Consider the following 20,945-nt stretch of genomic DNA (forward strand, 5'->3'; position numbering starts at 1 on the left):
GCGACCACCACCGCCCACTGATCACACAGACCGCAAGCGGCGCGGGGGGCGCACACAGCGCCCCCCCCGCGGCCATATCTGACACCCACTCGGAGGCCCAGCGGTGAACGATCTGCCGCAGCAACTTGCCAACGGCCTGCTACTCGGCGCCTTGTACGGGCTCATAGCCATCGGTTACACGATGGTGTACGGCATTGTTCAGCTCATCAACTTCGCCCACGGCGAGATATTCATGATCGGCGGCTTCGGCGCCCTGACGATGTGGTTGTGGATGCCGAACGGCACCAGCCTGCTCGTCGCCCTGCCGCTGATGATCCTCATGGCCGTCATCTGCTCCGTGCTCGTCGGCGTCGGCGCGGAACGTTTCGCCTACCGACCTCTGCGCGGCGCACCCCGCCTCGCGCCCCTTATCACCGCGATCGGCCTGTCCATCGCCCTCCAGCAGGCCATCTGGGCCTGGTACCCCGACGCCACGAAGTCGCGGCCCTTCCCGGAGTTCTCCGGCCCGCGCCTCGACTTCGGCGCCTTCACCATCGAACGCGGCGAGCTCTACCTGCTCATCGCCGCCCCCCTCTGCATGATCGCCCTCGGCTTCTTCGTCTCCAAGACCCGCACCGGCCGCGCGATGCAGGCCACGTCGCAGGACCCGGACACGGCCAAGCTCATGGGCATCAACACCGACCGCATCATCGTCATGGCCTTCGCCATCGGCGCCGCCTTCGCGGCCATCGCGGCCATCGCCCACGGCCTGCGCTACGGCGAGGTCAACTTCAAGATGGGCTTCATCGCCGGCCTCAAGGCATTCACCGCCGCCGTCCTCGGCGGCATCGGCAACATCTACGGCGCCATGATCGGCGGCGTCGTCCTCGGCCTCGCCGAGGCCATGGCCACCGCCTACATCGCCGACATCCCCGGCATGGAGCAGCTCGGCGGCGGTGCGTGGAAGGACGTCTGGGCGTTCGTCCTGCTCATTCTCGTACTGCTCTTGCGGCCACAGGGCCTGCTGGGCGAACGCGTCGCGGATCGGGCGTGATAGCCATGAACACCCTGGAGAAGAACACCGCATCCGAAGCCGCCCCCGCGGGCGCCGTGCTGCCCCTGGCACCGGGCCGCGCCCGGCTCATCGCCTACGCCGGCGCCGCCGGCACCTTCGTCTCGACCTTCCTCTCGTGGACCTACACGGAGGAGTTCCCGGGCAACCTCACCGTCTACGGATACCCCGGCGGACTGCAGCTCCTCACCCTCACCGGCGCCCTGCTCACCCTGCTGTTCCTGCTCTCCGGCAGCGGCCTGCGCGGACTGCGCTGGCTCACCCCCGGCGGCCCCAACAGCGCGGTACGGCTGCTCGCGCTCGGCACCCTCGGCGTCACCGGCTACACCATCGGCGCCATCGTCAAGAACCTCGGCGGCCTGGTCAACGTCGACCCCGGCGGCTACATCGCCGTCGCCATGGCCCTGATCGCCGCCCTCGGCGCCCTCGGCCTGCCGGCCGACGTCCCCGTGGACCCCGAGAGGCCGCCGGCCAACGCCTGGGCACAACTGGTCCACTCCCTGAAGGCACCCGCCCCCGGGCGAGTACGGCCCCTGCCCGGCTGGGTGGAGATCGTCATCATCTCCGCCGCCTTCGCCCTCGGCCTGTACATCTTCACGTTCGGCATCGACACCGACTACGCCGAACTCTTCATCGGCTACATGGTGCTCGTCTCCTTCGCGTTCCCCGCCGTGGGCCGCGCGGGCCTCACCCGGCAACTGGGCCAGCTCACCGCCGAGCACCGGAACGTGACCGTGACCGCGGCCTTCGTCGCCGCGTTCGCCTTCCCGTTCACCCAGAGCAACGACGCCTACGCCAGCATCGGCACCAACATCCTCATCTTCGCCACCGTGGCGCTCGGCCTCAACGTCGTCGTCGGCCTCGCCGGCCTGCTCGACCTCGGCTACGTCGCCTTCCTCGGCGTCGGCGCGTACACCGCCGCCCTGGTCTCCGGCGCGCCCACCTCCAGCATCGGGGTCACCTTCCCGTTCTGGGCGGCCGTGCTCACCGGCGCCGCGGCGTCGCTCGTCTTCGGCGTGCTCATCGGCGCCCCGACCCTGCGGCTGCGCGGCGACTACCTCGCCATCGTCACCCTCGGGTTCGGCGAGATCTTCCGCATCGGCGTGCAGAACCTCGACGGCGACTCAGGGCCCGACGTCACCAACGGGCCCAACGGCATCCCGAACATCCCGGAGCTGGAGATCCTCGGCTTCAACCTCGGCGAGGAGCACACCATCCTCGGCCAGGAGCTGGGCAGGTTCTCCAACTACTTCCTGCTCATGCTGCTCTTCACCGTCGTGATCGTCACGATCTTCCGGCGGGCGGACCAGTCGCGCATCGGCCGCGCCTGGGTCGCCATCCGCGAGGACGAGACGGCCGCCCGCGCCATGGGCATCAACGCCTTCCGGCTCAAGCTCCTCGCGTTCGCGCTCGGCGCCACCCTGGCCGGCATGGCGGGCACCGTACAGGCGCACGTGACGTACACCGTCACGCCCACCCAGTACAAGTTCGTCGAAGCCGTGCCGCCGAACTCCGCGTTCCTGCTGGCCGCCGTCATCCTCGGCGGCATGGGCACCGTCAGCGGCCCGCTCATCGGCGCGTCGCTGCTCTACCTGATCCCCGCCAAGCTGCAGTTCGTCCAGGAGTACCAGCTCCTGCTCTTCGGCGTGGCGCTGGTCCTGCTCATGCGCTTCCGCCCGGAGGGCCTCATCGCCGACCGCCGGAAGCAGCTCGAATTCCACGACACCGGCCAGCTCGACGTGCCCAAGGACGATACCGGCCTCAGCAAGAAGGTGGGGGTGTGACAACAATGGCCAGCGACACCATCCCCGCCAAGGGGCCGGACGGCGCGACCGTCCTGGACGCCCGCGGCGTCACCATGCGCTTCGGCGGCCTCACCGCCGTACGCAACGTCGACCTCACCGTCGGCCAGGGCGAGATCGTCGGGCTCATCGGCCCCAACGGCGCCGGCAAGACCACCTTCTTCAACTGCATGACCGGGCTCTACATCCCCACCGAGGGCACGGTCCGCTACAAGGGCACGGTCCTGCCACACCGCTCCCACCGCGTCACCGAGGCGGGCATCGCCCGTACCTTCCAGAACATCCGTCTCTTCGCCAACATGACGGTCCTGGAAAACGTCCTCGTCGGCCGGCACACCCGCACGAACGAAGGGCTGTGGTCCGCGCTGCTGCGCAACCCCGGCTTCAAGCGCGCGGAGAAGGCGTCCGAAGCACGCGCCATGGAACTCCTGGAGTTCACCGGGCTGGCCGCCAAGCGCGACCACCTCGCCCGCAACCTCCCCTACGGCGAACAGCGCAAGCTGGAAATCGCCCGGGCACTGGCGAGCGAACCCGGACTACTGCTCCTCGACGAGCCCACCGCGGGCATGAACCCGCAGGAGACCCGGGCCACCCGCGAACTGGTCTTCGCGATCCGCGAACAGGGCATCTCCGTACTCGTCATCGAGCACGACATGCGCTTCATCTTCGGACTCTGCGACCGCGTCGCCGTCCTCGTCCAGGGCGAAAAACTGGTCGAGGGCACCCCCGACGTCGTCCAGAGCGACGACCGCGTCGTCGCCGCGTACCTCGGCACCCCCTTCGAGGGCGTCCCCGAGGACGAGGCCGTCGCCGAGGTCGCCGCCGCCGAGGACGCGGTCGCCGGGAACACCGGGAGCGGCAGCACCCCCAAGACCAGCAAGGAGGGCGACGCGTGACCGCGCTACTGCAGGTCGAAGACCTGAAGGTCGCCTACGGCAAGATCGAGGCCGTCAAGGGCATCTCGTTCAGCGTCCAGAGCGGCGAGGTCGTCACGCTCATCGGCACCAACGGCGCCGGCAAGACGACGACCCTGCGCACCCTCTCCGGACTGCTGAAGCCCGCCGGCGGCAAGATCTTCTTCGACGGCACCCCGCTCAACGGCGTCGGCGCCCACAAGATCGTCGCCATGGGCCTCGCCCACTCCCCGGAGGGCCGCCGGCTCTTCCCCCGCCTCACCATCACCGAGAACCTCCAACTCGGCGCCTTCCTCCGGAAGGACGCGGCGGGCATCGAGCAGGACATCCAGATGTGCTACGAGCTCTTCCCCATCCTCGGCGAACGGCGCAAGCAGGCGGCCGGAACCCTCTCCGGCGGCGAGCAGCAGATGCTCGCCATGGGCAGGGCGCTGATGTCCCGGCCCAAGCTGCTCATGCTCGACGAGCCCTCCATGGGCCTCTCGCCGATCATGATGCAGAAGATCATGGAGACGATCCGGGAGCTGAAGGCCCAGGGCACCACCATCCTGCTCGTCGAGCAGAACGCCCAGGCCGCGCTCTCCATCGCCGACCACGGCCACGTGATGGAGGTCGGCAAGGTCGTCCTGTCGGGCACCGGAGAGGAACTGCTGCACGACGAATCCGTGCGCAAGGCGTACCTCGGCGAGGACTGAGAACCCACCGCACAGCCAGAGCGGCCCGCGCCCCGGGGAGGGGGGCACGGGCCGCTCGCGCGTTCGCGGGTCCTACGGAAGCCCCGTAGAGGCTCCGCGGACTAACCCTGCTTCTTCTTCGCCTTCTTCTCCGCGTCGTCCTCGATCACGGCCTCGGCCACCTGCTGCATCGACAGCCGGCGGTCCATCGACGTCTTCTGGATCCACCGGAAGGCCGCGGGCTCCGACAGCCCGTACTCGGTCTGCAGGATGCTCTTCGCCCGGTCCACGAGCTTCCGCGTCTCCAGCCGCTGCGTGAGATCGACGATCTCCTTCTCCAGCGTCTTCAGCTCCGTGTAGCGGGAGACGGCCATCTCGATGGCCGGCACCACATCACCCTTGCTGAACGGCTTCACCAGATACGCCATGGCCCCGGCGTCCCGTGCCCGCTCCACCAGCTCGCGCTGGGAGAACGCGGTGAGCATGAGCACCGGCGCGATGGAGTCGGCGGCGATCTGCTCGGCAGCGGAGATCCCGTCGAGCACGGGCATCTTCACATCCAGGATCACCAGATCCGGCTGATGCTCCCGCGCCAACCGCACCGCGGTCTCCCCGTCCCCCGCCTCCCCGACGACGGTGTACCCCTCCTCCTCCAGCATCTCCTTCAGATCGAGCCGGATGAGGGCCTCGTCCTCCGCGATGACGACCCGCGTGGTCAGCGGCGGCACGTGCTCGCCGCCTCCGGCGCTGGCGGCGACGACGTCCTCCGGGGTTTCGGGGGTCTCGGGGGCGCTCACGGTGCTCCTCGGGGTATTGCCTGGCTGCGATAGGGGGGCACCCCCGAGGGTACCGACCTCTTGTATGGTGAGTGTCGCCGCCTCACGCGGAGCCCCGGTAGCCCAATCGGTAGCAGGCAATGCTCTCAAACAGCATCCAGTGTGGGTTCGAGTCCCACCCGGGGCACTTGATCTTCATGCGATCCGGTGACCATGTCGCGACTTCTCTCCGCCCTGCTCGTCTCTGAGCCAAGCTCGCTTCTGTGTACGACCTTGATACGCGCAAGCGCGCAATGGCCCTGATCGCTGAGGGGCGAAGCCTGCACTCGGTCAGCAGGCAGATGGGGGTGTCCCGGGCATCTATTGGGAGATGGCTCGTGCGGCTCGAACCGCACCCCTCTGTGACGGCGCAGCGACAGTGCGTGCGCTGCGGCCCGCAGGCCACCCTGCCCGCGGCACCCGAGCCGTACGCCTATTTGTTCGGGCTATACCTGGGTGACGGCTGCGTCAGCCCTCAGCGTGGTGGCACCTACACCCTGAGCATCGCCTGTGCGGACGCATGGCCGGGGCTCATCGCGGCCTGCTCCGATGCCATCCGCGCAGTCCGACCGGATAACAGGGTCGGCCGCGTGCAGCGAAAGGGGTGTGTGGCGGTGACCAGTTGTAGTGTCCACTGGGCGTGCATGTTCCCCCAGCACGGCCCCGGTAAGAAGCACGAGCGGCGGATCGCGGTCGAGCCATGGCAGCAGGAGATCCTTGACCGCCACCCCTGGCCCTTCATCCGCGGGCTGATCCACTCGGACGGGTGCCGGATCACGAACTGGACGACGCGTCTCGTCGCCGGCCGGCGCAAGCGGTACGAGTACCCGCGCTACTTCTTCAGCAACAAGTCCGACGACATCCGCAGGCTGTTCACCGACACCCTCGACCGGGTCGGGGTCGAGTGGACGACCCTTGCCCGCGGGTCCGATCCGTTCAACATCTCCGTCGCCAGGCGTGCCTCCGTCGCGCTGATGGACGCGCACGTTGGGCCGAAGTACTGACCCGGTGCCCGCCCCGCCGTCGCCGGTGTCCGAGGGGTGTGCGGGTGGGGTTACCGTTCATCCACAGGCGGTAGAACGCCGCATCAACTTGACGTATGGTCGCGAGCATTGCTGTGCGGGGGAGCCTGCAGACCTACGGAGGGGACGGGTAGGCGATGTCTGCGCCGACGCGACGACGACTGCGCAAGGGTGCGATGACCGCGGCGGTGGCCGCCGCCGCGATGGCGGCGCTCACGGCCTCACAGGCGCCGGGGCTCTCCGCGGGGCCCGACGTCCCCGGGAAGAGCGCCCCCGACCAGGCGCCGGGGGGCGGGGAGGACTCGATCACGGGTGGGTCCCCTTACTACACCGACCTGCCGCCGCTGGAGAGCGCCAACCCCTCGCCCGGTGACGAGCTGGAGGACGAGGCCGACGACTCCGGTATCCCGGCGACCGTTCTCGACGCGTACAAGCAGGCGGAGAGCCGGCTCGCGAGCACGAACCCCGGGTGCAACCTGGAGTGGGAGCTGCTGGCGGCCATAGGCCGGGTCGAGTCGGGGCACGCCCGCGGCGGTGACGTGAAGGCGGACGGTACGACGCGGAGCCCGATCCTCGGTCCCGTGCTCAACGGCAACGGCTTCGCCAACATCACGGACACCGACGGCGGCGAGTACGACGGTGACACCAGCCACGACCGTGCCGTCGGCCCGATGCAGTTCATCCCCTCGACCTGGGCCACCTGGGGCAGCGACGGCAACGACGACGGCGAGCGGAATCCGAACAACGTCTATGACGCGGCATTGGCCGCCGGCCGCTACCTGTGCGCGGGCGGGCGCGATCTGTCCTCGCAGTCCGATCTGGAAGCCGCCATCCTCGGGTACAACCAGTCGCAGTCGTATCTCCGTACGGTTCTGACCTGGTACGACTTCTACAAGGAGGGCGGCGCCGACGCGGTGCCCGACGGCACCGGTGCCGACCCGGGCGACCGCAGCGACGGCATCAACACGCCGACTCCCTCGCCGAGCCCGTCGGAGAGCGACAGCCCGGGCAAGGGCGGAGACGACGGCGACGGCAAGGGCGGTGGCAAGGACGACGGCAAGGGCGGCGGCAGCCCCAGCCCCGACCCCAGCGACCCGCCGCCGTCCGGCGGGGGTGACGAGGACCCCGAGGAGCCGGCGCCGCCGCCGACCATCGCGGACCTGCGCCTGGCGAGCCCGCAGTCCTCCACGGCGTACACCGGCGCCGACTTCGAGGAGCGTCCGAAGGTGCGGGGCGTGACCTCGCGCGGCACCGGCGTGTCCGGCAAGACGGTCACGTTCACCATCAGCGGCCAGACCGGCGCGGTCTTCGCCGGCGGCGGGAAGACCGCGTCCGTGACCACCAACAGCACTGGTTATGCGACGGCGCCTGTGGTCAAGGCGGGTCAGTTGACCGGGGAGTTCACGATCCGCGCCACGACGGGCGGCGGCGTGAGCCCGGTGGACTTCGCCGCCGAGGTGGAGGCGTCGTACGGGCTGGCCCGCGTCGGTGACGCGGCGCTGAAGGCGGCGGCGGGCGGCGAGTTCGGCACCGTCGAGGCCAAGGTGACGTACCGGGGCGGTCCTGCCGCGAAGGCGCCGGTGACGGCGGCGATGGTCACGGAGGCGGGCGAGCAGAACGACGAGGGCCCGTTCTTCAAGGACACGGAGGGCAACCCGGTCCGCAAGCTGAACCTGACCACGGAGGACGACGGCACGGTGAAGCTGCCGACGATCCACGCGGGCGACGCGGTCGGCACGTACCTGCTGCGGCTGACCACGAGCGAGGGCGTGACCCTCACGCTGGAGCTGACCGTCGAGTAAGGCGAGCAGGCTTGAGGGACGCGGGGCCGCCGCGGTCGCGGTCTCGCCGGTCAGCGCCCGGCGTTCGTGCGGCGCGTGGTGTGCCGGGTGGGCGTGGCGGTGGCCGGGTCCCCGGGCCAGGGGTGCTTCGGGTAGCGGCCCCGCAGCTCCGCGCGGACCGCGGGGTAGCCCTGCCGCCAGAAGGACTCCAGGTCCGCGGTGACGGCGGCGGGGCGGCCGGCGGGGGAGAGCAGGTGCACCAGGAGGGGTACGCGGCCGTCCGCGATCCGCGGGGTCCGGTCGAGGCCGAAGAGTTCCTGGAGCTTGACGGCGAGCACGGGCTGCTGGGGGTCCTCGTAGTCGACGCGGATGCGGGAGCCGCTGGGTACCTCGATGCGTTCCGGGGCGAGTTCGTCGAGGCGGGCGGCTTCGCCGCGGGCCCAGGGGAGGAGCCCTTGGAGTACGCGGCCGGCGTCGATGCGGTGCGGGTCGTCGTCCAGCCAGTCTCCGGCGCGGGCGAGGAGTGCGTCGTCGGACACGTCGGGCCAAGGGTCGCCGAGTGCGCCGTGCAGGAACGCCAGCCGGCGGCGTAGCGCGCGGGCGTGCTCGGACCAGCGCAGCAGCTCGGTGCCTTCGCGGCGCAGCCCGTCGAGGCGGGCGGCCCTCAGGCGCGCGGGGTCGGGGCGGGGGAGGGGCCGGGCGCGGAGTTCGACGGCGCCGAGGCGGGTGACGCGGCGGGCGACGGTTTCGTGCCGCTCGGCGGACCAGGTGACCTCGTCCTCGGTGCGGAGCAGGGTTTCCGCGGCCCGTAGCGCGGTGGCCTCGTCGAGGGGGGCGCCGAGCCGCAGCCGGGCGCCGGCGGCACCGACGGGCCGGTCGGCGACGGCGACGGCGAGCCATGGCTGCCCGCGCAGGGCGGATTCGGCGCCGGCCTCTACGCGGGTGCCGGATGCCATGAGGTACGACCCGTCGCCGCGTCCCCGGGCGACGCGTTCGGGGAAGGCGAGCGCGGCGACGAGACCGGCGACGGCGTCGTCGCCGGGCCGGCCGCCGTCGCGGGCGGGTGCGTGGGCCGGAGCGGCGCGTCGGGCCGCGTCGTCGGCGGGAGCGGGGGCTTCCGCGGGCGGGCCTGCGCCTCCGCCCGCGCCCGGTGCCTGCGACGCGGCGCCGGGCTCGTCGTCCCGGTGTGCGTTCGCGGGGTTCCGGTCGCCCGCCGGTACTCGCAGCGCGCGCCGCAGGCGCTGGGCCTCGCGGCGCCAGCGGGGGGCGTAGGCGTCGCCGCCGCGGCGGGCGCGGCGCCAGGCTGCGGCGAGGTCGTCGCCGTACATGCGCGGCGGTTCCTCGCTGAGCAGTGCCACTGCCTCTGCCGCCGCGCCGGGGCCGGCTTCGTCTGCGGCGTCGAGCAGGGCGCGGCCGAGCCGGGGGTGCAGGCCGAGGCCGGCGAGGCGGGTGCCGCGGGGCGTCGGGCGGCCGGCGGTGTCCACGGCGCCGACCGCCCGCAGGACGTCGCGGGCGGCGGCCAGCGCGCCCGGCGGCGGGAGGTCGAGCAGGGCGAGTCCGGTGGCGTCGGGGTCGCCCCAGCAAGCGGCCTGCAGGGCGAAGCCGGCCAGGTCGGCGACGGCGATCTCCGGCGACGGGTAGCGCGGTAGCCGCCCGTCCTCGGCCTCCGACCAGCAGCGCAGCGCCAGCCCTGGGCCTTCGCGCCCGGCCCGGCCCAGCCGCTGGGTGGCGGTGGCGGCGGATACCCGTACGGTCGTGAGGGCGCCGAGCCCGCGGGCGTGGTCCATGCGCGGCTCGCGGGCGAGACCGCCGTCGACGACGATCCGCACGCCCGGCACGGTCAGGCTGGATTCGGCCACCGCGGTCGAGAGGATCACGCGCCGTTCGCCGGGGGCGCTGCCGCGCAGTACGGCGTTCTGCACCTCGGCAGGTGCCTGCCCGTGCAGCTGCAGGACGTCTGCGGCCGTGTCCGTCAGCAGGCCGGCGACCCGGGCGATCTCGCCGACGCCCGGCAGGAAGCAGAGCACGTCGCCGTCCGGCCGGCGCAGCCCTTCGCGTACGACGTCGGCGATGTGGGCCAGCAGCGCCGGGTCGACGCGGGTGCCGTGGGCGGGGCGTACGCCGGCGGGCGGGGGGCGGTAGCCGATCGCGACGGCGTGCATCGTGCCCTCCCCGCGTACGACGGGGGCGGGCGCGGCGGTGTCGGGCGCGGTGAGGAGGCGGGCCCAGGCGGCGGTGTCGGAGGTGGCGGAGGCGGCGACGAGCCGCAGTTCGGGGCGGAGGGTGGCGCGTACGTCGACGAGGAAGGCGAGCGCGGTGTCGGCGTCGAGGTGCCGTTCGTGGCACTCGTCGAGGAGTACGGCGTCCACGCCGGCCAACTCGGGGTCGCGCTGGAGGCGTTGCAGGAGGACGCCGGTGGTGACGACCTCGACCCGGGTGCGGGGCCCGGCGCGGCGCTCGCCGCGGACGGTGAACCCGACCCGGTCGCCGGTCTCCTCGCCGAGCAGCCACGCCATGCGGCGGGCGGCGGCCCGCGCCGCCATGCGCCGGGGTTCGGCGACGAGCACCCGGCGCGGCGGGTCGCCGGCGCCGGGGACGAGTCCGGCGAGGGCCAGTGGTACGAGCGTGGTCTTGCCGGTGCCGGGCGGTGCCCCGAGTACGGCGACGCCGGGTTCTTCGAGGGCCGCGCGCAGGGCGGGCAGCGCGTGCCGTACGGGCAGGGCGTCGAGTGCGTCGGAGCGGAGGGCCACGGACGCCAGTGTGCTACGGACCGTGCCCCGGCGGCCGCGGGGTCTCTGCCCGCCGCGGGTTCAGGCCGCTTCGCAGACGAAGATCGCCGTGCCGGGGATGAGGTGCCCGCGCAGCGGCGACCAGCCGCCCCACTCCTGGTCGTGCCACTGCGGCCACTCGGGCTCCACCAGGTCCAGCAGCCGGAACCCGCCCGCGACCACGTCGCGCACCCGGTCGCCGAGCGTCCGGTGGTGCTCGACGTACAGCGCGCGCCCCTCGTCGTCCTGCTCGACGTACGGCGTGCGGTCGAAGTACGAGGCGGCGACGGAGAGCCCCTCGGGCCCCGGTTCGTCCGGGAACGCCCATCGCACGGGGTGGGTGACCGAGAAGACCCACCGCCCGCCGGGCCGCAGCACCCGCCTGACCTCCCGCATCACCGCGACCGGTGCGGCGACGAACGGCACGGCGCCGTACGCGGAGCACGCCAGGTCGAATGCCCCGTCGCGGAACGGCAGCGCCGTCGCGTCCGCCTGGAGCAGCGGGAACGGCGCAGCCCCTTCCGGCGCTTCGAGGGCCAGGCGGCGCGCGTGCTGCAACTGACGGTGCGAGAGGTCGAGTGCTACGGGCCGCGCCCCCTGCTCGGCGAGCCAGCGCGAGCACTGCGCGGCGCCCGCGCCCACCTCCAGCACCGCCTGTCCGGTCAGCGAGTCCGCGGGACCGAGCAGCCGGGCCTCGGCCTCGTCCAGCCCTTCGGGGCCCCAGATGAAACGGGCGCCGTCCGCGCCGCCGAGGAAGCCGCCGTGCTCGCGCTGGTAGTCGTCGGCGTTGCGGTCCCACCAACCACGGCTCGCTTGCCGGGTTTCCCGCGCGGGGACGGGCCGTCGGGTAGCCTCTGCCGGAACATCCGCGTCAGCGGCACCGCCGGCACCGTCCGTACCGTTTTCGTACTCGTGGATCATCGGCCGGACCGTCGTCGTACCTTCCTGCCACGCGCGAGAGTGACGGAGCGCCACTACTGCCGGGTATAGGGCGGCATGCCCCAGGTGCACTCTTCGCGCATTGACCATGCCCGGCTGCCCCCGTATGCTACAAGTTGCGCTGCGGGCCTGCGCGCCTCGGACGGAGCAGGCCGCGCTCGCATCTGTTGTATGTCCCCTCGGTTCACGAGGCGCTGCCGGACTTCCGAGTGGAGTCGGGAAAGCGCCTCTTAGGCTGTCCGGCTTCGGCGGTGCGATCACAGGGCTCTCGGCGTGGAGTGACGACGACTCAACTTGCCCGTACCGGAGCCCAATCCCACATGACGAGCAGCACCGAGAACACCGCGGCCGCCACGACGCAGGTCGCGGTCAACGACATCGGTTCCGAGGAAGCCTTCCTCGCCGCGATCGACGAGACGATCAAGTACTTCAACGACGGCGACATCGTCGACGGCGTCATCGTGAAGGTCGACCGGGACGAGGTCCTGCTCGACATCGGCTACAAGACCGAGGGTGTCATCCCTTCCCGGGAACTCTCGATCAAGCACGACGTCGACCCGAACGAGGTCGTCGCCGTCGGCGACGAGATCGAGGCCCTTGTGCTCCAGAAGGAGGACAAGGAAGGCCGGCTGATCCTCTCGAAGAAGCGCGCGCAGTACGAGCGTGCGTGGGGCACCATCGAGAAGATCAAGGAAGAGGACGGCATCGTCACCGGTACCGTCATCGAGGTCGTCAAGGGCGGTCTCATCCTCGACATCGGCTTGCGGGGCTTCCTCCCCGCGTCGCTGGTCGAGATGCGCCGCGTACGCGACCTCCAGCCCTATGTCGGCAAGGAGCTCGAAGCCAAGATCATCGAGCTGGACAAGAACCGGAACAACGTGGTTCTGTCCCGCCGTGCCTGGCTCGAGCAGACCCAGTCCGAGGTCCGCCAGACCTTCCTCACCACCCTCCAGAAGGGCCAGGTGCGGTCGGGTGTGGTCTCCTCGATCGTCAACTTCGGCGCCTTCGTGGACCTGGGCGGCGTGGACGGCCTGGTGCACGTGTCCGAGCTGTCCTGGAAGCACATCGACCACCCGTCCGAGGTCGTCGAGGTCGGCCAGGAGGTCACGGTCGAGGTCCTGGACGTCGACATGGACCGCGAGCGCGTCTCGCTGTCCCTGAAGGCGACCCAGGAAGACCCGTGGCAGCAGTTCGCGCGGACGCACCAGATCGGTCAGGTCGTGCCCGGCAAGGTCACGAAGCTGGTGCCGTTCGGCGCGTTCGTCCGCGTCGACGAGGGCATCGAGGGCCTGGTCCACATCTCCGAGCTGGCCGAGCGCCACGTGGAGATCCCGGAGCAGGTCGTCCAGGTCGGGGACGAGATCTTCGTCAAGGTCATCGACATCGACCTGGAGCGCCGCCGCATCAGCCTCTCGCTGAAGCAGGCGAACGAGACCTTTGGGCCCGACCCGATGGCCGTCGACTTCGACCCGACGCTCTACGGCATGGCGGCGTCGTACGACGACCAGGGCAACTACATCTACCCCGAGGGCTTCGACCCCGAGACCAACGAGTGGCTCGACGGGTACGAGAAGCAGCGCGAGGAGTGGGAGGGCCAGTACGCCGAGGCCCACGCCCGCTTCGAGCAGCACCAGGCGCAGGTCGTCAAGTCCCGCGAGGCCGACGCCCAGGCGGCGGCCGAGGCGGGCGACTCGGCGCCGGCACCGTCCGGCGGCGGTTCGTACTCCTCCGAGGGTGCGGACGACTCCGGCGCGCTGGCCTCGGACGAGGCGCTGGCGGCCCTCCGCGAGAAGCTGGCCGGCGGCCAGAGCTGATCGCGGGCCGGCGGCCCGGGTAGCAGTACGCAGCACGACGGACGGAAGCCCGTCGTCCCCTCCGGGGGGCGGCGGGCTTCCGCCGTGCGTGCCCTCCGCGGGCTGTACGGCCGGGGCTCGCGGGACCCCGGCGCCTTCGCTCCGGGGCATGCGCCCGGGCACGTACGCTGGGGTCATGCCCCTGCCCGTACGTCAGCTCCGCCTGCCCCAGGGCCGCGCGGCGGACACCGCCCTCGCGGCCGGGACGGGTGCGCTGGTGGCGCTCGGCACGGTGCAGGCGTTCATCGGCCAGCGCCGGGAGCCGTGGGCGACGACGGCGCTGGGCTGGGCGCTCATCGTGCTGGCCTGCGGGGCGCTGTACTTCGCCCGCCGTCATCCGGTCGCCGTGGGCGCGTTCGTCATCCCGGCCGTCGGCGTCTACTACGTGGCCAGCGCGTACGACGGCCCGCTGTTCGTCGTGCTCGTCATCGCGCTGTACTGCGTGGCCGCCGCCGGGCGGCTGCGCGCGGCGGCGGCGCTGGGCGCGCTCGTCGTCACCGGCACCGCGGCCGGGACGCTCTCGGGCAACGACGACGTCAACGGCATCGCGCTGTTCATGCTCACCGGCTGGGTGGTCGCCGTGGTGGCGCTGGGCGCGATGTGGCACGGCCGGCGCGCGCACGTCGAGGGCGAGGTACGCCGGCGCGCGACCGAGCAACGGCTGCGTATCGCACGCGAGTTGCACGATGTCATCGGGCACAACATCTCGCTGATCAACGTCCAGTCCGGCGCCGCCCTGCACCGGCTGAAGAAGAGCGACGCTCCCGACCCGGCCGCCGCCGACGCGCTGGCCACCATCAAGGAGACCAGCCGCGAGACGCTGCGCGAGCTGCGCACCACGCTGGGGGTGCTCCGGCAGGTCGACGACGAGGCGCCGACGGCGCCCGCGCCGGGGCTGGCGCGCCTGGGTGAGCTGACGGAGCGGGCGGCGGACACGGCGGGGCTGCGGGTGAAGACGGTGGTGGCGGGCGCGGAGCGGACGCTCCCCGCGGAACTGGACCTGACCGCGTACCGGGTGGTGCAGGAGTCGCTGACGAACGTCGCGCGGCATGCGCGGGGGGCCACATCCGTGACCGTACGGCTGGACTACGGTGAGCGGGAACTGCGGCTGGCGGTGGAGGACGACGGCCGGGCTGCGGCTGCCGAGGCCCGCGCCGGGGGCGGAGCCGGCGCCGGACCCGGGACCGCCGCGGCCGGCGGCGGCAGCGGCATCGACGGGATGCGGGAGCGGGCGCGGGCGGTCGGCGGGGAACTGGCCGCGGGCCCCCGGCCCGGAGGCGCCGGCTTCGCCGTCACCGCCCGGCTGCCCTACGGAACGGAGCACGCCCAGGCATGATCAGGATTCTGCTCGCGGACGACCAGAAGCTGGTGCGCGCCGGCTTCCGCTCGATCCTGGCGGACGAGGACGACCTCGACGTGGTCGGGGAGGCGAGCGACGGCGCCGAGGCGGTGGCCGCGTGCCGCGAACTGCGCCCCGACGTCGTCCTGATGGACATCCGGATGCCGGGCACCGACGGCCTGGAGGCCGCCCGGCGGATCGCCGCGGACGAGTGGCTGGCGGACGTCCGGGTCGTCATCCTGACGACGTTCGACCTCGACGACTACGTGTACGGGGCGCTGCGCGCCGGCGCCGCCGGGTTCCTGGTCAAGGACACCGAGCCGGAGGAGCTGATCCACGCGGTGCGGGTGGCGGCCCGCGGCGACGCCCTGATCAGCCCGTCGGTGACGCGGCGGCTGATCGCCGAGTTCGCCGGCCGGGTGAAGGCGCCGGAGCCGAGCCCGCGGCTGAACGCGCTGACGGAGCGGGAGGCCGAGGTGATGCAACTGGTGGCGGCAGGGCTGACGAACGACGAGATCGCGGCGCGGCTGGTGCTGAGCCCGGCGACGGCGAAGACGCACGTGAGCCGGATCATGACGAAGCTGGGAGTGCGCGACCGGGCGCAGATGGTGGTGCTGGCGTACGAGTCGGGGATGGTCCGCCCCGGCTGGCTGGCGCCCTGACCGCACCGCGCGTCCCGACGCCGGCCGGCGGTGTCACGTGCCCGTCGCCACGCACCCGACTCCACGCGCCCGGTCTGGGGTGCCTGATTCCGCGCGCCCGATCCACACGTCGCCGACTCCGCACGCCCGTCCCGACGCCCCCGCATTCACGCGCCAGCCCCACGTCCCCCACGCACCCGCCCAAGGGTAGGCCGCCCCGCCGACAACGACCCGTCCCCCGGACCCTCACGACCCCGCCGCCCTCCGCCCGACCCCCGCCGCGCCGAGGGCGCCGGTGCCGGGCCGTAGGGGATCCGCCCGCGCCCCCTAGGGGACGCGGCGGCGTTACGGGGGCGGGCGCAACCCGGGTAGTACGGGACCGGCGACGGGCGCAACCAGCGGGGTAGTGGCGGTGTCCGCGCCCGGCCGACGTGCCCGCCGCATCCGGCCACCCACGCTGGCATCATGTCCGCACACCGCGCTGATCCGCCGCCCACCGCCCCCGCCACCCGCCCCGGCCTCTTCGCACGGCTCGCCGACTGGTCGCGCCGCCGCCGACGACTGGCGATCCTCCTCTGGATCGTCGTCCTCCTCGGCGTCACCGCCGCCTCCCAGGGCGCCGGAAGCAACTGGCGCAACGACTTCTCCCTCCCCGGCACCGGCTCCCAGGCCGCCACCGACCTGCTGGAGAAGCACGGCTCGGCGCAGGCGGGCGACAGCGTGGAGATCGTGTTCAAGGACGAGCGGGGGCTGCGCGCCGCGGGCACCGAGCAGGACGTCGAGCGCCTGCTGGAGCAGGTGCGCGGGCTGCCGAGCGTCGTGGACGTGCGCAGCCCGTACGCCGACGGCGGCGCGGCCGTCTCCGAGGGCGGCGACGTCGCGTACGCCACCGTCACCCTCGACGGCAAGGCGGAGACCGTGCCCAAGGCGGACGTCGAGAAGATCATCGACACCGCGCAGGACGCACGTACCGACGCGCTCCAGATCGAGCTGGGCGGCGAGGCCGTGCGCGGCGCCGAGGAGGAGGGAGGCGGCGGCGCCGAGGGCGCGGGCATGCTCGCGGCACTGGTGATCCTCGTACTGCTCTTCGGCTCGCTGGTGGCCGCCGCGGTGCCGCTGGTCACCGCGCTGTTCGCGGTCGGTACCGCCGTCGGCCTGATCACCCTGGCCGGGCACTTCTTCACCGTCGCCGACTTCACCCCGCCGATCATGATGCTCGTCGGCCTGGGCGTCGGCGTCGACTACGCGCTGCTCATCTTCTACCGGTACCGCCACGAGCTGATCCGCGGCGCCGACCGGGACACCGCAGTCCGTATCGCGCTCGACGCCGCCGGCCGCACGGTCTTCTTCGCCGGCTGCACCGTCATCGTCGCCCTCCTCGGCCTCGTCGCCCTCGGCCTCGGCTCGCTGCAGGGCGTGGCGCTCTCGGTGGCGCTGACCGTACTGGTCACGATGGCCGCGTCGCTGGTGCTGCTGCCCGCGCTGCTGGCCGTGCTCGGCCGGCGCATCCAGCGCCACGTCCTCAAGCGCGCCGAGAAGGCGGCGGCCAAGGGCAAGGTCGAGGGCAGCCGCTGGCGCGCCCTGGCGGGCGCCGTACAGCGCCGTCCGCTGCCCGCGCTGGTCGCGGCCCTGGTCGCGCTGGTGGCCCTCTCCGCGCCCGTCCTCGGCATGCGGCTCGGCTTCGCCGACGCCGGGAACGACGCCCCCTCCAGCACCAGCAGGAAGGCGTACGACCTGCTCGCCGAGGGCTTCGGGCCCGGTTTCAACGGCCCGCTCGTCGTCGTGGCGCAGGGAGACGCCGGGGCCGGTGCCGCCGAGGCGGGGGAGCAGGCGCAGGCCCGGATCGCGGAGGCCGACGGCGTCGCCGCGACGACCCCGCCGCTGCCGTCCGAGGACGGTGAGGTCTCCACCGTCCTCGTCTTCCCCGAGTCGGCGCCGCAGGACGAGGCGACCGCGGACCTCGTGCACGACCTGCGCGACGACGTGCTGCCGCCGCTGGCGGCGGAGACCGGCGCGGAGTACCTGGTCGGCGGCGCCACCGCCGGTACGCAGGACTTCTCCGACACCGTCGCCGACCGGATGCCGCTCTTCGTCGCCCTCGTCGTCGGCCTCTCGACGCTGCTGCTGATGGTGGTGTTCCGCTCCCTGTGGATCCCCCTCAAGGCGGCGGTGCTGAACCTGCTCTCCATCGGCGCCGCGCTCGGCGTGATCACGCTGGTCTTCCAGGAGGGCTGGTTCGGCGTGGAGCAGGGGCCCATCGAGGCGTTCATCCCCGTGATGATCTTCGCGATCGTCTTCGGGCTCTCCATGGACTACGAGGTCTTCCTCGTCTCCCGGATGCACGAGGAGTGGGAGCGCACGAAGAACGCCGGGCTCGCGGTACGCGAGGGCCTGGCCGTCACCGGTCAGGTGATCACGGCGGCGGCGCTGATCATGATCGTGGTGTTCGCGGCCTTCATCCTGAGCCCGAGCCGGATGCTCCAGCAGTTCGGCCTGGGGCTCGCGGTGGCGATCCTGCTGGACGCGCTGGTGATCCGCTGCCTGATCGTGCCGGCGGTGATGCAGTTGCTCGGCCGGCACGCCTGGTGGCTGCCCGGACCGCTGGCCAGGAAGCTGCCGCGGGTGGCGCTGGAGCGTCCCGAGGGGCCCGTGGGGCACGAGGAGGGAGAGCGGTCCGGGCAGCGAGGGGTCGGCGTCTCGTAGGGCACCGGCGACCGCCGGGCGCGCGGCGGCCCGCCCGTACGGCCAGGGCTGCGGCCACGGCCGTACGGGCGGGCCCGTGCGCGTACGGCAAGGCATGCGGCCACGCCGGGCGGAACCCCGCGCTCAGCGGCGCTTCTCCGCCTCCTGCCGCCACTCGCCGCCCTCCCGGCGGTCGATCCACACCACCGGGTGCGCCTCGGCCTCCGACAGCTCCTTCCACCAGCCGCCCAGGGTCCCCCGCACCGGCACCGTCGGCAGCGCCTCGGCCAATGCCGCGCGGGCCATGTCCGGCTCGTTGCTGTTGCGGTCCTCCGCCGAGACGGTGTCCCAGGCGGAGAGCATGGCGCTGGCGGCGTCGTAGGTCTCGACGGCGTACGGGCGGGTGGCCAGGTCGTCGCCGAGGACCTTGCGGACGGTGGCGCGGCGGCCGGCGTCGGGGTCCAGGCGGACGTCGTAGTGGCCGCGGACGGTGAGCCAGCCGTCCGGGACGGAGAAGTCCTCGTCGGCCGCGGTGTTGCGGCCGGTGCACGTCGGCGCCGTCGGGTCCCACAGCGCCTTCACCCCGGCGAACCCGCTCTCCTCGACCTGCTCCAGCCAGTCCGCCAGGTTCGCCGCCCCTCCCTCCAGGAACACCGCGTCGGGCTCGAACCGGCCGAGGGCGTCGGCGAGCTGCCCCGCGTCGCCCGTCCGCACCGCGACGCCGTCCGCGCGCAGCCGCTCGACCAGGGCCCGGGTGGGGCCCGCGGCGGTGTCGCCGCGGACGTAGACCTTGCGGACCCCGGGCTCGGCGGCGAGGTGGCGGGCCATGACGACGCCCATGTCCGCGGTGGAGGCGGAGGAGCGCAGCTCGTTGGTGTCGGCGTAGCGCGGCTCGGGGTTGAGGCCGGCGCCGTCGTGGCGGCAGGCCCGTACGACGGGGAGGCGGAAGGACGTCAGGCCGCTCTCCGGCAGCTTGAGCGCGGGGTCGCCGCCGACGACCCCGGTCAGGCCCGGCTCCATCTCCAGCCAGCGGGCTATGAGCCGGCGGTTCGCGGGCTCGGTGGACTCCTTGTAGGCGGTGAGGTCGGAGACGGCCAGCGGGGGTGTCGCCACGCCGCCGTTGCCGCCGCCGCTGCCGTTCCCGTGGTCGGAGAGCGCCCGGGCCACGCTGCGGTTCAGCACGGCGTCCTGCCCGCCGCCCGGGTCGGCGTCGCCGAGGGCGCCGATGCGGTACACGCCGGTGAAGGCGGCGGCCGTGGTGGCGTCGGGCGACGGCGTCCCCGGCGGTCTCAGCCCGCTGCCGCCGGGCCATGCGGACACGACGATGCTCGCGATCACGAGGATGCAGGCACCGATGGCGGCGAGCGTGAGGGAGCGCGACATGCGGCGCCGCCCCCCTCGGCGGGGCCGTAGCGGCTCCCGCAACCCACCGCGCCCGCCCGGGACTTCTCCTCCCGGCCCCTCCTCAGGCACGACGACCCCCTCCTTCTGCGAAGAAGGACGCTATACGCCGCGGCGAGGTTCCGCCGCCGTAGGTCATGATCCAGCCAGTCGAGGGGCCGGATCCGGTGCGGGGGAGAGGAGCTGACCTGGTCTGCGGACGCCGCGGCCGCCGCCCGCGGAATCCGTCCGCGTCACCGGGAATCACCGCGGGCACGCGGGGTGTTACACCCCCATGAGCATGTACGAATGGGACCCCAGCGGGCTCGCGGCCGTCGACGCGGTGCTGGAGCACGACTCGGCGGGGCTGACCCTGCTCTACCACCTCGAAGGCTTCATGGACGCGGGCGAGACCGGCGCCCAGATCAACGAGCGGCTTCTCGACGACCTTCCGCACGAGGTCGTCGCCCGCTTCGACCACGACCGGCTCGTCGACTACCGCGCCCGCCGGCCCCTCATGACCTTCCGTCGCGACCACTGGGCCGCGTACGAAGTCCCCAAACTCGAACTCCACCTCGTACGCGACGCGACCGCGAGTCCGTTCCTGCTGATGACGGGCCCCGAGCCAGACGTGGAGTGGGAGCGCTTCGCCGAGGCCGTCCGCGAGATCGTGGAGCGGCTGAACGTGCGCCTGGCAGTCAACTTCCACGGCGTCCCCATGGGCGTGCCGCACACCCGCCCGGTGGGCCTCACGCCGCACGGCAACCGTGTCGACCTGGTGCCGGGCCATCGCGGCGTCTTCGACGAGGCGCAGGTCCCCGGCAGCGCCGACGCGCTGCTGGAGTACCGGCTCGGGGAGGCCGGTCACGACGTGCTGGGCGTCGCCGCGCACGTGCCGCACTACCTGGCCCGCACCCCGTACCCCGACGCGGCGCTGACCGTCCTGGAGTCGATCACCTCCGCGACGGGCCTCGTCCTGCCGGGCGTGGCGCACGCGCTGCGCTCTGAGGCGCTGAAGGTGCAGAACGAGATCGAGCGCCAGGTCGACGAGGGCGACGAGGAACTGGTGGGCATGGTCCGCGGGCTTGAGCACCAGTACGACGCGCTGGCCGGCGGCGACGACCGGGAGAACCTGATGGCGGAGTCCGCCGAGCTGCCCTCGGCGGACGAGCTGGGCAACGCCTTCGAGCGGTTCCTCGCGGAGCGCGAGGAGGGCGACTGAGGCGCGGGCCGCGCGGGGGCGGGCGCCGGAGCGCGAGCCGTCCGCTCCGGCGCCCGCCCTCC

15 protein-coding genes and 1 tRNA gene are annotated in these 20,945 nt (G+C 72.7%); 12 read left to right on the forward strand and 4 right to left on the reverse strand.

The features are described 5' to 3' along the window. The first annotated feature begins 103 nt into the window (after window positions 1-103). From FB457_RS15225 to FB457_RS15240, 4 genes are read left to right on the forward strand one after another with little or no spacing between them, the layout of a single operon-like run. Entirely contained in the window at window positions 104-1,033 is a 930-nt protein-coding gene (locus tag FB457_RS15225) for a branched-chain amino acid ABC transporter permease (protein WP_047015175.1), read from the forward strand. A gap of 5 nt (window positions 1,034-1,038) precedes the next feature. Beyond that, window positions 1,039-2,835, forward strand: coding sequence for an ABC transporter permease subunit (locus FB457_RS15230; RefSeq protein ID WP_145782249.1), 1,797 nt, complete (start codon window positions 1,039-1,041; stop codon window positions 2,833-2,835). 5 nt (window positions 2,836-2,840) lie between these two features. Then, window positions 2,841-3,749, forward strand: coding sequence for an ATP-binding cassette domain-containing protein (locus FB457_RS15235; RefSeq protein WP_145782250.1), 909 nt, complete (start codon window positions 2,841-2,843; stop codon window positions 3,747-3,749). Beyond that, a complete protein-coding gene (locus FB457_RS15240; RefSeq protein ID WP_047015172.1) occupies window positions 3,746-4,462 on the forward strand; it encodes an ABC transporter ATP-binding protein in 717 nt (238 codons plus the stop codon). The genes FB457_RS15235 and FB457_RS15240 overlap by 4 nt, the downstream gene beginning before the upstream one ends. 101 nt (window positions 4,463-4,563) lie before the next feature. On the opposite strand, the gene FB457_RS15245 is transcribed toward FB457_RS15240, so the two are convergent. Further along, a complete protein-coding gene (locus FB457_RS15245) occupies window positions 4,564-5,238 on the reverse strand; it encodes a response regulator (RefSeq protein ID WP_145782203.1) in 675 nt (224 codons plus the stop codon). 91 nt (window positions 5,239-5,329) lie between these two features. Between FB457_RS15245 and FB457_RS15250 the strand changes: the two genes are divergently transcribed. The 3 genes from FB457_RS15250 (at window position 5,330) to FB457_RS15260 (ending at window position 8,080) form a co-directional block, all read left to right on the forward strand. Then, a tRNA-Leu gene (locus FB457_RS15250) sits at window positions 5,330-5,404 on the forward strand. A gap of 76 nt (window positions 5,405-5,480) precedes the next feature. Further along, entirely contained in the window at window positions 5,481-6,260 is a 780-nt protein-coding gene (locus tag FB457_RS15255; RefSeq protein WP_186461985.1) for an IS630 transposase-related protein, read from the forward strand. A 395-nt stretch (window positions 6,261-6,655) separates the two neighbouring features. Continuing rightward, window positions 6,656-8,080 (forward strand): lysozyme family protein, encoded by a 1,425-nt coding sequence (locus FB457_RS15260; protein ID WP_145782252.1) that lies wholly within the window; start codon window positions 6,656-6,658, stop codon window positions 8,078-8,080. Window positions 8,081-8,130: 50 nt separating this feature from the next. Here FB457_RS15260 and FB457_RS15265 read toward each other — a convergent pair whose 3' ends face one another. Together FB457_RS15265 and FB457_RS15270 are read right to left on the reverse strand one after the other, a co-directional pair. Continuing rightward, window positions 8,131-10,809 carry an ATP-dependent helicase C-terminal domain-containing protein gene (locus FB457_RS15265; RefSeq protein WP_145782204.1) on the reverse strand — a complete coding sequence of 893 codons (2,679 nt, stop codon included), beginning with the start codon at window positions 10,807-10,809 and terminating at the stop codon, window positions 8,131-8,133. 60 nt (window positions 10,810-10,869) lie between these two features. Continuing rightward, window positions 10,870-11,748: a class I SAM-dependent methyltransferase gene (locus tag FB457_RS15270; RefSeq protein ID WP_047015167.1), complete on the reverse strand. Its 879-nt coding sequence runs from the start codon at window positions 11,746-11,748 to the stop codon at window positions 10,870-10,872. Window positions 11,749-12,086: 338 nt separating this feature from the next. Here FB457_RS15270 and rpsA point away from each other — a divergent pair, with 338 nt between their 5' ends. The 4 genes from rpsA to FB457_RS15290 all read left to right on the forward strand — a co-directional run bounded on the left by rpsA (window position 12,087) and on the right by FB457_RS15290 (window position 18,302). Continuing rightward, the gene (gene rpsA / locus FB457_RS15275) at window positions 12,087-13,580 is read left to right on the forward strand and encodes a 30S ribosomal protein S1 (protein WP_047015166.1); all 1,494 of its coding nucleotides are present in this window, start codon (window positions 12,087-12,089) and stop codon (window positions 13,578-13,580) included. 175 nt (window positions 13,581-13,755) lie between these two features. After that, window positions 13,756-14,955: a sensor histidine kinase gene (locus FB457_RS15280; protein WP_047019813.1), complete on the forward strand. Its 1,200-nt coding sequence runs from the start codon at window positions 13,756-13,758 to the stop codon at window positions 14,953-14,955. Beyond that, window positions 14,952-15,620 carry a response regulator transcription factor gene (locus FB457_RS15285; protein WP_145782206.1) on the forward strand — a complete coding sequence of 223 codons (669 nt, stop codon included), beginning with the start codon at window positions 14,952-14,954 and terminating at the stop codon, window positions 15,618-15,620. The genes FB457_RS15280 and FB457_RS15285 overlap by 4 nt, the downstream gene beginning before the upstream one ends. Window positions 15,621-16,064: 444 nt before the next feature. After that, the gene (locus FB457_RS15290) at window positions 16,065-18,302 is read left to right on the forward strand and encodes an MMPL family transporter (RefSeq protein WP_047015164.1); all 2,238 of its coding nucleotides are present in this window, start codon (window positions 16,065-16,067) and stop codon (window positions 18,300-18,302) included. 123 nt (window positions 18,303-18,425) lie between these two features. Here the strand turns inward: FB457_RS15290 and FB457_RS15295 are convergent, their stop codons facing one another. Further along, on the reverse strand, window positions 18,426-19,664 hold the full coding sequence (locus FB457_RS15295) for a type 1 periplasmic-binding domain-containing protein (protein WP_047015163.1): 1,239 nt from the start codon (window positions 19,662-19,664) through the stop codon (window positions 18,426-18,428). A gap of 292 nt (window positions 19,665-19,956) precedes the next feature. On the opposite strand from FB457_RS15295, the gene FB457_RS15300 reads away from it, so the two are divergent. Continuing rightward, window positions 19,957-20,883: a PAC2 family protein gene (locus FB457_RS15300; protein ID WP_145782207.1), complete on the forward strand. Its 927-nt coding sequence runs from the start codon at window positions 19,957-19,959 to the stop codon at window positions 20,881-20,883. Window positions 20,884-20,945 lie beyond the last annotated feature (62 nt).

Source organism: Streptomyces sp. CNZ287 (genome assembly GCF_007827615.1).